The organism is Bifidobacterium apicola, assembly GCF_042846865.1.
GTDB classification, from domain to species: Bacteria; Actinomycetota; Actinomycetes; order Actinomycetales; family Bifidobacteriaceae; genus Bombiscardovia; species Bombiscardovia apicola.
Map to the genome: position 1 here is coordinate 1224561 of NZ_BAAFQQ010000001.1, position 14114 is coordinate 1238674.

Genomic DNA, 14114 nt, shown 5'->3' on the forward strand with positions numbered 1-14114 from the left:
TCGGGTTCGGCGTATTGCTGATGCTCGATTCCTCAACGACCCCAATGACCGGCCGTCCCTTATGGGCCCAATGGCTGGTGCTGTTGGTCGCTATCCTCCTCATGGGCTTCGGCATCTGGTTTTATGCCAAAGTTGTCATGGTGAGGTGGGCCGAACGTCAGCCTACCGAGTTGACGGCCCATGGTTTCTTCGTCTCCTTGTTGGGCGGCCTGGGCATCGGCATCGGATTGATGGCCCTTTCGGCTTTCATCCTCATAATCCTTGGGTTTTACAGGGTGGATGGTTTCCGCCCATTCGGCGTCTGCCAGATCCTGACCTTAGGAGTTCTGGCTTGCGCATCGGTTTTTGAAGAACTCATAATGCGGGGTGTAGCTCTCCACGCTCTGGATCGCTGGCTGGGATGGGTGCCTGCCCTGGCTTTGACTTCGCTTCTTTTCGGGTTCATGCATGCGCTCAACCCTGGGGCTACCCTCTTCTCGTGTCTGGCCATAGCCATCGAAGCCGGTCTTATGCTGGGCTCCATCATGGTATCCAGGCATAATCTCTGGATCTGCATAGGCTTTCATATAGGGTGGAATATCACTGAGGCCCTGTTGGGAATTCCGGTCTCCGGCCAGAATATATATGGCTTCATGGTCATGAAGGTTCAGGGACCGGCCCTGCTGACTGGTGGATCATTCGGCATTGAAGCATCCCTGATTCCGGTCATCCTAGGGCTGCTCGTCAGTGCGGTCTTCCTGCTTTGCCGGGGCCGGGACACCATGATCGGCTCCAGGACCTGACCAGACTTTTCCAATTCCGGATCTGCCCTTGCTGATTTGAGAGGTCTGAAAGACCTCCAGCTCCATGCGTAGGGTTAGGCTCGTCTATGGATGGCCTGCCGTCGTTTCCTTGGACGGCGGCCAGTGGATAAGGAGCATCGTATGCCTGGAATCGTGATCGTCGGGGCCCAGTGGGGCGACGAAGGCAAGGGCAAGGCAACGGATCTGATCGGCGAGCACATGGATTACGTCGCCAGGTTCAACGGGGGCAACAATGCCGGCCATACCGTGGTCGTGGGCGACCAGGAGTACGCCCTCCACCTCCTGCCTTCGGGGATCATTCACCCGGCCATCACTCCGGTCATCGGCAACGGCGTCGTAGTTGACCCGGCCGCACTCTTTGAAGAGATCGATGTGCTCCAGTCCCGCGGCGTTGATTGCAGCCGGTTGAGGATCAGCGAGTCCGCGCACGTCATTGCCCCCTATCATCGGACGCTTGACAAGGTGACCGAGCGCTTCCTGGGCAAACATAAAATCGGCACGACAGGGCGCGGGATCGGTCCGGCCTATGCCGACAAGATCAACCGTGTGGGCATTCGTGTACACGACCTGTTCAATGTCGACCATCTGCGCGACAAGGTGGAGGCCAGTCTGCACCAGAAGAACCAGATGCTGGTCAAGCTCTACAACCGCCGGGCCATTGAGGTGGAGGCCACCGTTGAAGAGCTGGCGGGTTACGCCGAGCGGCTCAAGCCCTACGTGGCCAATACTTCATTGATGCTCAACCAGGCTCTGGAGCAGGGCAAGAACGTTCTCTTCGAGGGGGGACAGGCCACCATGCTGGACGTGGACCATGGCACCTACCCCTTCGTCACATCATCCAACTGCACGGCCGGGGGCGCCTGCACCGGCACTGGTGTGGGCCCGACCAAGATCGACCGGGTGGTCGGCGTGGCCAAGGCCTATGTGACACGTGTGGGGGAGGGGCCCTTCCCCACGGAACTGGACAACGAGCAGGGCGAATGGCTGCGCCGTCAGGGCCACGAGTACGGGGTGACCACTGGCCGCTCCCGCCGCTGCGGCTGGTTCGATGCGCTGGTCAGCCGCTATGCAGTGCAGATCAACGGTCTGACCGATATCGTGCTGACCAAGTTGGATGTTCTCTCTGGTCTGGAGACCATCCCAGTCTGCGTGGGCTACGACATCACCCGGTCCGACGGTTCTCGCGTCAGGGTGGATCAGATGCCTGTGGACCAGGCCGAGTTCCAATCAGCCCAGCCGGTATACGAGGAGCTGCCGGGCTGGCGTGAGGACATCTCCGGCGCCAAGAGCTTCGAAGAGTTCCCGACCAAGGCCAAGGACTACATCCACCGCCTGGAGGATCTGTCCGGCTGCCGTATTTCTGCCGTGGGCTCAGGCCCGGGCCGCGATCAGATCGTGCAGATCCACTCCCTGATCGACTGAGGAAGTTCCATGGCTCTGCCCTGTCTGGCCGCCTTCCCCGGGGCGGTCGGTACGGGAATCATCATCTCTACGGACAGGCCCCTGGGAGAACAGCTCCACGGAGCCATTGCCGATCTGATCGAGGATTATGAGCGGGCCCTGTCACGGTTCAGGCAGGATGCCATACCTGCGCGAATGGCCCAGGCCACTCATGGGGGCAGGTTCGTATTCCCTGACTACTGTCAGGGGCTCTTTGACTTATATGACAGGCTGTATTCCGCCACCAACGGGGCCTTGGACCCCATGGTGGGCGAGGATCTGACCCGTCTGGGCTATGGCAGGCAGCCCACTTTCCGGCTGCAGGCCGATGCCGCCGGTCATCTGGGACGAATCCATGGGCGACCGACCTGGGGCGATGACCTCAGGCATCAGGGTGCTGCTCTTATGACTGCCGGTCCGGTCAGCCTTGATTTCGGAGCAGTCGGCAAGGGCTATCTGGTGGATCTGATTGCCGACCTGCTCGAACCTAGGGTCGAAGAGTATCTGATCGATGCCGGCGGCGACATGCGTATGCGGGCCTCTCACCCGGTCTCCATCGCCATGGAGGATCCCGGTGACCTGTCTGCCGGCGTGGGCCGGATCGAGCTGTCCCACGGCTCCTTGTGCGCCTCTGCACCCAGCCGCCGCCATTGGGCCGACCGCTCCGAGGATGCCGCAGCAGCTGGTTTGACGGCACTTCACCACATCCTGGATGCCATCGACGGCCGCCCGGTTAACCGTGTGCTGGCCTCCTGGGTGGTGGCTGGCGAAAACGATAACGGACACCCCACAGGCCTGGCTGATGGTCTGGCCACCGCCCTCTTCCTGGTGCCGCCGGATGCGCTGGCCGCAGGATTTTCCTTCTCCTGCGCTCTGATGTATGCCGACCGTCAGGCCGTGATCTCCGACGAATTTCCTGGACGGTTCTTCACTGACCCCAGCATCCATCCGTCCGCATAGTGGACCATTCTCGCTGGATCGGCCGATATCAGGCCTATGGTCAGCACCAATACGGATGCACAGAAAAGGCATCCGGTTCGTGGATGATGAAGGGAGGTTCGCCGTGATGACCAGCTTGACAGACACCCGCCGATCCGGCACCGTGTCCGCACGAATTATTAGCCCGTCCTCACCGGCGGACTGACTCGACAATCTTCATTGTTCGACCCCGTCGGAAGGCGGGGCTGGACGAGCATAGGCTTCATCGCATCAGACCCTGCCGACAGCGGGGTTTTTCTATAAGGAGATGAGATGAAGTGACGGCAAACGACGTCAGTGTTGCTTCCCCGGCCCCGGCAGCGTCCGCGTCCGGCAGCACCCGTGTGACCCGCAGCTCGGTCCGCACAGTCATCGGGGCCTCCATGGTCGGCACGGCCATCGAGTTCTACGATTTCTACGCTTACGGGACGGCTTCGGCCAACTATTTCCCCAAGCTTTTCTTCCCTAAGACCGATCCGACCGTGGCCCTCCTGGCCTCCCTGCTGACCTTCGCCATCGCTTTCATCGCGCGGCCACTGGGATCCTTGATCTTCGGACACTTCGGGGATCGCCAGGGACGCAAGACCACGCTGGTGGTCTCCCTGCTGACCATGGGTTGCTCCACGGTTCTGATCGGCGTCCTGCCCACCTATGCCTCCTGGGGGCTCTGGGCCGTGGTGGTCCTGTGCCTATGCCGGTTCGTCCAGGGAATAGGCCTGGGCGGCGAGTGGTCCGGCGCGGCTCTGGTGGCCACTGAGAACGCCCCGGAAGGCAAGAGGGCCCTCTACGGCTCCTTCCCTGAGCTGGGTGCCCCCATCGGCTTCTTCCTGGCCAACGGGACGTACTTTCTGTTGGAGATGTTCTGCACCCCTGAGCAGATGCTGAGCTGGGGCTGGCGCGTGCCCTTCCTGCTTTCCGCCATCCTGGTGGTCGTGGGTCTGGCTGTGCGCGTGTCTATGCAGGAGACCCCCATCTTCCAGATGGCTCTGGACCAGCAGAAGGTCGTCAAGACCCCGCTGCTGGAGGTCTTCCGCAAGAGCTGGCGTCAGGTGCTCCAGGCCACCTTCCTGGTTGCGGTCACCTACACCCTCTTCTACACCTTGGCCACTTGGTCCCTGGCCTACGGCACCAAGCCCAAGTCCCAGGGCGGCGGCGGTCTGGGCTTCACCAACCAGGAGTACCTGCTGATGCTCATGGTCTCCATCCTGGTCTTTGCCCTCTTCATCGTGCTGGCCTGCGTCTATGCAGACCGCATCGGCCGTCGTCGGGTGCTGATCGGCAGTTCCGTCATGCTGGTGGTCTTCAGCCTGGTCTTCCCCTACCTGCTCATGGCCCATCACAACACCTTCCAGGTCATGGTCTTCCTCTGCGTCGGGTTCGCCCTGATGGGCATCGCCTTCGGGCCTATCGGCGCCTTCCTGCCGGAGCTCTTCGACGCCAACGTGCGCTACTCGGGTTCCGGCATCGGCTACAACTTGGCGGCCATCGTGGGTGCGGCCTTCGTGCCTACCATCGCCACCTGGCTCTCCTCCCACTGGGGAGTGCGCTCGGTCGGGCTCTACCTGGCCGTTATGGCGGTCTGCTGCCTGGTGGCAGTACTGACCTGCCACGAAACCAAGGATGTGGACTTCACCAAGTAAGCCCTGGATTCATCCCGCCGGCCGGTTCCTCGAATCGCGTCGGTGTCCGAACAACGAATTGCGGACAGTCCGTCTGGCCATATCACGAGTATGGTTGGAGGCATACCGTACCCAAAGGGTACGGATCGGGGTCAAGGACAAAATCCGTCGCCCCGGTCGAAAGAGCATCGTCCGCCTGGAACAACGACAGGAATTCACAGTATTTTGCGTTCCCCGGCCTGGAAGAGCCGGTCCGGTTGGACCGCACATAAAGGAGTGTAGATAATGGCAGCACAGATCTGGTATGAGAAGGATGGGGACCTTTCGGTTCTGGATGGCAAGAAAGTGGCCATCATCGGCTATGGTTCCCAGGGACATGCTCATGCGCTGAACCTGCGTGATTCCGGTGTGGATGTGGTGGTCGGCCTGCGCGCCAACTCCAAGTCGGTGCCCTTCGCCAAGGAGCAGGGCCTGGAGGTCAAGACCGTGCCCGAGGCCACCAAAGAGGCCGACATCGTCATGATCCTGGCCCCCGACCAGTACCAGCGCAACATCTGGCGGGACGACATCGAGCCCAACATCAAGGAGGGTGCGGCAGTCGCCTTCGCCCACGGGTTCAACATCCATTACGGCTACATCAAGCCCAGCGCCGACCATCCGGTCTTCATGGTGGCCCCCAAGGGCCCGGGCCATATCGTCCGTCGTGAGTATGTCGCTGGCCGTGGCGTGCCCGTGGTCGTGGCCGTGGAGCAGGATCCGCGCGGCGACGCCTGGGACATCACCCTGGCTTATGCCAAGGCTCTGGGCGCTCTGCGCGCCGGCGCCATCAAGACCACCTTCAAGGAAGAGACCGAAACCGACCTCTTCGGCGAGCAGGATGTGCTCATGGGCGGCGTCAATCACCTGGTCGAGGCTGGCTTCGAGGTGCTGACCGAGGCCGGCTACCAGCCGGAGATCGCCTACTTCGAGGTCTGCCACGAGCTCAAGATGCTGGTCGACCTGATGAACGAGGGCGGCCTGAACAAGGCTCGCTGGTCCTGCTCCGACACCGCTCAGTACGGTGATTTCACCTCCACCGTGGTTGACGAGTCCACCAAGGACAGGATGCGCCACCAGCTGCAGCGCATTCAGGACGGCTCCTTCGCCAAGGAGTTCATTGACGATCAGGATGCCGGCGCCCCCAAGTTCAAGGAGCTCCAGGAGAAGTACTCCCACGAGAAGATCGAGGAGGTCGGCCCCAAGCTGCGCGCCATGTTCTCCTGGAACAAGGACGTCAAGGATGCCGACGAGGCCCAGTCCTTCACCGGCAAGATCGCCCGTTCCCAGGTGCAGTGACCTCTAGGTTCTGAGCACCAGCTGCCATTTTCCTTGGCATCGCCGTAGACCAGCGTTCGATATGAATCTGGTTTACGGCGATTTTCTTTTGTGCGAAGCATGAGCGTTCAGCATCGAGCCTGGAGTGCTTCATTGCTGAATTCAGAGTTGCATAGGTGAGCTTGACCGCTATTCGACACGCACGGTCAAGCATTCATTTGGCCGGTAAATAATGGCAATTTCTCATTGTTATCAAATCGTTATCGGCTTCACCATCATAGGCCAGGCTTTGATGTCACAATGAAATTCAGCGTAGTTGCTGATGCAGTGATCGACTGTGAGTTATAAGCCATGTGCAGTGAAGCTTGTCATTGACTTATGGCGCTTGAAAGAGATGACAGTGTCTCTGTGGCCCAAAGGCGGTGAAAATCCATGAGAGCGCGAAGGACGGGGGAATCAAGCATGACGGTCTTGCCAATGGCTGTATTTCCAGCTACTGGCATGTATGGGCAGAAATCAGGTTTTTACATAATTGATGCTGGTTATGCGTCCGTTACCCGCGATCGTGGTCTTATGAGTTGGTGCCGACCGGGCTGGTGCGGCTCGATATAGCTGTTTTCACAATGATGTGTCGAGAGAAAGGAATCTGGTGTATAAACATAAAAAAATAGTGGCTTCGGTGCTTCTCCTGCCCCTTTTCGTCCTTGGTGCTCCCTCACAAGCGATTGCGGCATCAGCTACGGATCAGGGCGAGGGTGTTCACGATGCCCGATCTGTCAACAGCCTCGCAAAAGATCAGGCTCCGGAGAAAAGCGAAGCAGGCTATCTATGGCTTCACTTCTCATCCAGCGATTACGAAAAGATATATTACGGGTACAGCCAGGATGGGTTGCGCTGGAAGACGCTCAATGAGGGGCAGCCCATTATTGCATCGGAAACAGGCACCAAAGGCCTTAGGGATCCGCATCTGCTGAAGCTGCAATCCCCCGACGCACAGGGCAATAAGTATGTAATGCTGGGAACGGATCTCCATGCAGAAGGAACAGCGCCTGGCGGCAGTTGGGACCAGATTCATGCCAGTACCAGTTTAGTGGTCGCCAAATCCAAGGATCTGGTCAAGTGGGACCAGCCTCGGCTGGTCCAGACCGGTCTGAGCGGCAAAGTAGGCAATGCCTGGGCCCCTGAGGCCATCTGGGATGAAGAGACCCAAGATTATTTGGTGTATTGGTCAAGTCGTGATCTTTCGACCGGGAACACGACAAGTACCACAAATTTGAAAGTATATAAGGCCCATACCAAGGATTTTGAATCGTTCGATCATCCAGAGATATGGGTGGATCAGAGCGCAGTGCCTGGAGAGAATATTATTGATGCCACCATCGTACGTGGAGAGGATGGCCAGTATTATCGGTTCTCTACGTCTGATTGGTACACCGTTGTGGACACTGCTCCGAATCTGGAAGCGAATAAGTGGACGCGACTGGTTGAAAGGGATGCGGCTGTAAGCCAAGGAAAGTCAAAAGTCACTGGTGACCAGGTGGTGACTACCACAGCTGCGGGTCTATACGGGTCCAATGGCAACGAGGGCCTTACGCTCTACCAGGTCGCTGATGGATCCTGGCTGGCAATGGCTGATCACTCCGGCTACCAGGCTTACCAAATCGACAAGCTGGCTAGTTTGCGATCCGGCGGGAAATTCACCCGGGTGAACGCGAGCTTCGATCAGCGTTTTCGGCACGGTACGGTGATAAGGCTGACCAGCTCCGAAGAGCAGGCCGTTCTCGACGCTTACGACAATGCCGGTCCCGTAGTTCCTGATGCCGATGGAAGCGGTCCCATGGCTGCCTATAATTTTGAAGATTCCGCTCAGCCTGGCAAGGACGCCACGGGGCATGGGCACGATTTGGAGATGGTCGGCAACCCCGCTCTTTCGACAGTCGATGGGAGGGCTGGCACCGCTCTCCTTCTGAATGGAGATGGCCAATATGCCCGCTTCCCCAAGGGACTGTTTGACAGACGCAACCAGCTGACGGTGCAAATGGACGTCAAGAGTCAACGATCCGGCAACTTCTTTACTTTTGCTTTCGGGCAGAACTCCGACAGATATTACTTCCTCAGGTACCGGGACAATGGGGAGTTGGGTAGCCATATGAGCACCGGTTCCTGGCAGAACGAGGACGTTGCCGATGCGGTCCTGTCAGGCGGCACATGGCGTAGGGTCACCATCGTCTTCCACGGAACCGATATGAAGCTTTATGTGGACGGGACCAAAGTGGCGGAGAACTCTGCCATGGCCAATACGATATCGGATTTGGGCACCAGCCTTGAGGCTTACTTAGGCAAGTCCTTCTATGCCGACCCTTATTTCAAGGGGGCCTTTGACAACGTACGCATCTGGAACAGGTCCTTGTCGGACGATGAAGTTGCGGATAAGCAGGATGACGAGTCGACTGGCCTCCGGGTCATGCAGACATCTCCCAACCGGCAGATCCTTTCGCAACGGATAAGCCAGGATGCTTCTGGAGAGAAGCAGCTGGAACTGATCCTGGACTATTGGACTCCGAACGGCGGTAAGGATGGCTCACGTACAGTCAAATCGAATTTGAACCTGGCGTTCGTTGGTCCTGCTGGAGCAAAGCTTTCCATGGCGGATGGCCGACCGTTGCCTGAGCACCAGGACCTGTCTAAACCGTTCCGCGTCAAAGTGGTGACTGCTCAGGGCGAACAGATATACAAGGTAACCGCCCAGGTGCTGTCGACGCCGATCAGGGTGGCGGGGCAACGAGATGGCACCGGCGCTATGGGAATGAAATTCTTCGCTGATCCACAAATTGTCGCCGAGGATGGCAAGTATTACCTGTTCCCGACAACAGACGGATATTCCGGATGGCGTGGCTCCCAGATTCGGTGCTTTGAATCAGACGATTTGATCAGCTGGAAAGACGATGGGGTCATGGTGGACTTGAAAGATCAGCATCTTGATGGTTCCGGCCGCACGGATCTTCTGCCGGCTCGTACCTCGACGGCTTGGGCGCCGGCTTTTGCGAAGGAAAACGGAAAATACTACCTCTATTTCTCTGGAAATGCGGGTAAGGGCGGTACCAATCAGACCAATGTAGCTGTGGCTGACAAGGTAACTGGACCCTATGTCATTCAGAGTCATGCTGGAGCGAATCATGATGGCATCGTGGCGGATAACATCGATCCGGGAACCTTCCGCGACCCCGCGACGGGAATCTGGTATCTTACCTGGGGACAAGGCCCAGGTAAATACGCGCGGTTGAGCAAGGACATGATGTCGATTGAACCAGGCACCACCGTGACGACCAATGCGACTCGAAACATCAGGGAAGGCTCCTACATCACTGCCAGATTCTGGAAAGGCAAGTGGACCTACTACTACAGCTATTCGATTGATGACACCAACAGCCCTGACTATCGAGTGGCGTATGCAACTGCAACGCATATGGATGGGGACGGCACGCAATGGACCTACCGCGGTGAAATCCTTGGCAAGGATGTGTCCAAGGGAATTCTTGGAGCTGGCCATCATTCCATAATCCAGGTGCCGGGTACGGATGATTGGTACATTGCGTACCACTGTTTCCTCGACGACCAGATGCGTCCAAGGGGCACGGACCAAGGCAGTGGCAGTGTGCTGCGAACTGGCAATAAACGTGAGATTCGTATAGCCAGGATAACCTACAGCGAACCGGATCAGGACCAGGTGGATGCAGGTCAGGTGCCGCTGATGCAGCCGGTGCCGATTTCGTATGAAGATGTCCCGGCTGAGTCCACGCCGAACCTGCAGGTTATGAATGATGGAGGCGAGCAGCCTCGTCGGATGCCTGTCGGGTCTTTGTTGAAAGCGCAGTTCAACAAGGGTTGGGCGATTGATCAGGTGCAGTGGCTCCGTGACGGAAAGCCCATTGAGGGCGCGCAGCATGAGACCTACAGATTGTCTTCGGACGATAAGGGTCATATGATCACTGCCCGGTCAATAGGAAAATCCACCAGCGGTGTATTGATGAACGCTCAGGCCGCTGAGGATTCCGATGTCTACAAGGCCAGCAAGGCTGCATCACGGACCGACTGGCTTCAGTCAGGGTCGGTCGAAGCCACTGAAGCATCTCAGCCCCCGATATCCAATCCAGGGTCGGCGGGTTCGTCCGATGCTTTGCCTCCAGAGGTGGGTCATGGAACCGATGCAGGCAAGGCCAAGCAGGAGGGTTCGTTATCCAGGACAGGCATCAACCTGCTCTTCCCGCTGGGCATGGCCTGTGTGGTCTTGTCTTGCGGTCTTGCCTTGATGAATGTGGTTCGTATTAATGCAAGACGAAAATAACTGACTCCTCGGTCCGTCTTCGGATCAGGCAGTTTGGCCTTGGTCGTTTTCCGCTGATGGCTTCCCTCGCGCCTATGCTTTGCACCTGGGGAGCCACGGCCGCCAGCGCCTAGGCGCGTCAGACTCATGGTCAGCATAATTCCCACCTGTTGTTGGTGAATAAGGCTACTTGAGTTTGCCGGTCTCGACGGCGAAGGGGACCAAGGCCGACTGTCTGCTTATGGAATGTGGGAGTCATGCTTGGTATGGAGGCAACTGCTCCTTACCTGCAGGTATTGGAGGGTGTCAGCCTTTCATTGTTATCAAATCGTTATCGTCTCTGCAGGGGCAGGCGAATCGTTGATGCCAGAATGGAATTTGGCATAGGTGCTGATGCGATGATCAATCATGAGTCATGACCTATCTACGAATACTTGTTGTGCCGACTCAAGGGCGGTCATTGAAGCCAAGCCGAGCAGCCGGCATGACGCTGCAAGCGGGATTGCGATATCCCGATGAGCCAAAGGCGGTGGAGCGTATGAAAAAATTGAGAACCTTGGTATCGGCCATCTTGACCGTGCCGATGCTGCTGTCTTTCACGGGAGGTGCGGCATACGCACTTGAGCGACCCGGCGCAAGAGCAGAGGAAACCAGCTCGCTGACTCCGGTTGCCTCCTACGATTTCAGTCAAGGGAGCCTCTCGGACTCAGTCAACGGCTATGCTATGACCCTTCACGGTGGGGCATCGATAGGAGCCTTCGGGGACCGAAACGGAAACGAGGCGCTGAACCTGCAGAATGGCCAGTCGGATGCTGCAAAAAACGTCCAATATGCTGAGCTGCCTTCGCAGATCTTCGAGTCTATAGGCAACGCGGCGACCATTGATTTCGCTGCCAAGTCGAGGCATGCTGACGATGGCAATTACTTCTCGCTGGCTGTCGGCAAGGATGCTTCGCATTACCTTTTCTTCTATCTGAGCAAGACCAGCGCCAAATTGGCCGTTGCGGACAATGGCTGGCATAATGAGCCCTCCTTCAAGGAAGAGCTCGACAACAATGACGGAATCTGGCATGACTTCCGGATCATCATCAAGGATGATTCCATGGCCCTGCTCAGGGACAGCAAATTGGTGGGGATCAAGACTAAAACCGGCATCAAGCTCTCCGATCTCGGGGGCTTCACCACCTACATCGGCAGATCCTTCTATCAAGGCGATGCATATTGGAATGGCGCCATTGATGATCTGAAGATCTACAAGGGGGCCGATATGGTCATGCCGACTGGGCTCAACGTGGCAGGAACCGGCCTGGTAGACGGGTCCCTGGCCTTGGCGGAGAACGAGGAGCGGCAGCTGATTGCAACGATCACTCCTGAGAACGCCATCAGCAAGGAGGTGGGCTGGGCCTCGTCCAATCCAGCTGCAGCCACGGTCGATGCGAACGGCAAGATCAAGGCTGTGAAGGCCGGGAACACTACTGTCACCGCTACCAGTCAGGCTGGAGGATTGGTCAGTTCAGTCGCAGTGACAGTCAAACCGCTGGATCCGGAAACGGCTGCCCAGGATGATGTGGATGCTCTGATCTCTGCAGTTCCCTCTCAGGTAACGGGGAATCTGCCCTTGCTGGCCAAGGGGCCTAAGCATGACATCGACGTTACCTGGACCTCCTCGGATCCCGGTCGCATCAGTCCGACCAACAATGGTTACCAGGCGCCGGCCAATGGCGCAGCCGACCCCTATCGGGGCGCTGGAATCGTCACCCGACCCGCTTATGGGCAGGGTGATTCCAAGAAGGTCAGTCTGACGGCCACAGCCAAGGCAGACAATGGACGCACCGTATCGCGCAGCGTCGATGTCGTGGTCAAAGAGAAGCCTCGGTCCGCGCCGAACGTCGGGTATGCAGCGGTCACTTTTCTCTCTGACGCGAACACAACCGGAGGAAAGATCGGCGAGGCCCTGTACGAATCAGCGACCTCTACCGAGCGCAATGACTTCTTCTCATTCAGCCCCATCAATAATGGCGACCCTGTCATCACTTCCAAGACAGACACCACCGGCCTGCGCGATCCATACGTGCTGCGCTCGCATGATGGCGACGAATACTATATGATCGCAACCGATTTGAAAGTATCGCGCCAGGGCTGGGGCCAGAACCAGCAATATGGCTCGCTGAAGATCGAAGCCTGGAAATCCAAGGACATGGTCAATTGGACACGGACCAACGCCGATGACGGTTCGGATGCAGGCATTGTCGTCAACTCCCCCAACCAGGGGATGACCTGGGCTCCTGAGGCATTCTGGGATGACGCGCTGAACGCTTATGTGGTCTTCTTCTCCTCAAGGGCCTATACCGATGGTTCCCGCTCGACGGCCATCAACGGCAAGAAGGGTTCCCCGTATAACATCGTGCGCTATGCCATCACCAGGGACTTCAAGACCTTCACCCCCGCGAAGGATTGGCAGGATACCGGATACTCGCGCATAGACTCCACTGTTTTTAAAATCGGCAGCTACTACTATCGAATGACCAAAAACGAGGAGAGCGGTGCTGCAGGATCCTACGTGGTGGATGGCAAGTCCACCTTCCTGGAACGGTCGAAGTGTCTGACCTGCACCACGTCCAGTTCGGATCCCGATGCTGATGAGACGAGCACCTGGCGGTTGCTCGACCAGCGGCTGCTTCCCTTTGAGGGGCCGGAATCCATAGCTCTGAACAAGGATGACGTCAACCAGAACGAAACCGGTGACGCCATGGTCATCATGGCTGATTCGGGGGGGTATCAACCCTTTATGACCAGCAAGACGGATCTGAGCCGGACCGATTGGTCCCACAGGCTTTCGCAGACGCCGGGATGGTTTACTCAGAAGAAGCCCGGCAAGGGCGTCACCGGATACGTTACGGATGATGGCATGCCTACCCCGAAGAGGCACGGGGCTTTCGTCGCCGTCCCCCGGAATGTTCTGGAAGCCATGCATCAGTACACCACGGCCAGCCCCTCGCATCTGGAGCCTGTCGCCTCCACAACGCAGGCTGGTTATGATTCGGAAAGCCGCAAGCTGACCGTGACCGTCAAGGCCGAAGACCAGGGCGATGTGGCCGGCGGCATAAGCATCACCCAAAGCCCCGCATCCCGGATGAGTCAATCCTGGACGGCAGATGTGAAGCTGGGGGCTGACGGAAAGGCTGCGGTGACCGTCCCGGATGAGGTTTCAGGAGACATCAGAATCGATTATCAGGGGTACGCCGACAAACTGGTCAAGCCATCCTCGACCGAGGTGACCGGGCTCGTCGCAAAGACTGCGGAAACTGGCGGATCCGGCATACCGGATGCCCACCCCTCCCAGACGCCTTCCGTCGAACAAGTCAAGGGAGGAAGTGCTGGGTCGGCTTCACGGGACCCGGGACTTTCTGAAACAGGTGCTTCCGTTGGCATCATTGCTTTGGCTGCGCTCGCATGCGCGGTCCTGGCGATCTGCTGGCTGCGGTTGGCCGGAAACAGATCGAAATCCAGGCACTGACTGCTCTAAGCAGCTGCTCTAACCGGCTGCCCTTCTGAATTATTCGGGGGCGGCCGGCATTGGTAGTCCAAGACAAGAGCCATCGCAATGGTGTGATGGCATTACACAGAAAGAGGCCC

At 58.0% G+C, this 14114-nt stretch carries 7 protein-coding genes; all 7 read left to right on the top strand.

Annotation, left to right across the window (positions count from 1 at the left end; translation table 11 throughout):
- Positions 1 to 83 precede the first annotated feature (83 nt).
- The 7 genes from ACGG9J_RS05015 (at position 84) to ACGG9J_RS05045 (ending at position 13995) form a co-directional block, all read left to right on the top strand.
- A complete protein-coding gene (locus ACGG9J_RS05015; RefSeq protein WP_390134185.1) occupies positions 84 to 782 on the top strand; it encodes a CPBP family intramembrane glutamic endopeptidase in 699 nt (232 codons plus the stop codon).
- A gap of 141 nt (positions 783 to 923) precedes the next feature.
- Positions 924 to 2225: an adenylosuccinate synthase gene (locus ACGG9J_RS05020; RefSeq protein WP_390134187.1), complete on the top strand. Its 1302-nt coding sequence runs from the start codon at positions 924 to 926 to the stop codon at positions 2223 to 2225.
- 9 nt (positions 2226 to 2234) lie between these two features.
- Positions 2235 to 3203, top strand: a complete 969-nt coding sequence (locus ACGG9J_RS05025) for an FAD:protein FMN transferase (RefSeq protein ID WP_390134189.1) — start codon at positions 2235 to 2237, stop codon at positions 3201 to 3203.
- A 401-nt stretch (positions 3204 to 3604) separates the two neighbouring features.
- Complete coding sequence (locus ACGG9J_RS05030; protein WP_390135318.1) at positions 3605 to 4861, top strand: MFS transporter; 1257 nt, start codon at positions 3605 to 3607, stop codon at positions 4859 to 4861.
- Positions 4862 to 5125: 264 nt separating this feature from the next.
- A complete protein-coding gene (gene ilvC, locus ACGG9J_RS05035) occupies positions 5126 to 6175 on the top strand; it encodes a ketol-acid reductoisomerase (RefSeq protein ID WP_015022635.1) in 1050 nt (349 codons plus the stop codon).
- A 628-nt stretch (positions 6176 to 6803) separates the two neighbouring features.
- A complete protein-coding gene (locus ACGG9J_RS05040; protein WP_390134191.1) occupies positions 6804 to 10499 on the top strand; it encodes a family 43 glycosylhydrolase in 3696 nt (1231 codons plus the stop codon).
- 517 nt (positions 10500 to 11016) lie between these two features.
- Positions 11017 to 13995, top strand: coding sequence for an Ig-like domain-containing protein (locus ACGG9J_RS05045; RefSeq protein WP_390134193.1), 2979 nt, complete (start codon positions 11017 to 11019; stop codon positions 13993 to 13995).
- The last annotated feature ends 119 nt before the right edge of the window (positions 13996 to 14114 follow it).

Excerpts from the sequence above, each read along its gene's own strand:
- ACGG9J_RS05020 (WP_390134187.1), top strand. The coding sequence starts at position 924 with ATGCCTGGAATCGTGATCGTCGGGGCCCAGTGGGGCGACGAAGGCAAG.
- ACGG9J_RS05025 (WP_390134189.1), top strand. The coding sequence starts at position 2,235 with ATGGCTCTGCCCTGTCTGGCCGCCTTCCCCGGGGCGGTCGGTACGGGA.
- ACGG9J_RS05030 (WP_390135318.1), top strand. The coding sequence starts at position 3,605 with ATGGTCGGCACGGCCATCGAGTTCTACGATTTCTACGCTTACGGGACG.
- ilvC (WP_015022635.1), top strand. The coding sequence starts at position 5,126 with ATGGCAGCACAGATCTGGTATGAGAAGGATGGGGACCTTTCGGTTCTG.
- ACGG9J_RS05045 (WP_390134193.1), top strand. The coding sequence starts at position 11,017 with ATGAAAAAATTGAGAACCTTGGTATCGGCCATCTTGACCGTGCCGATG.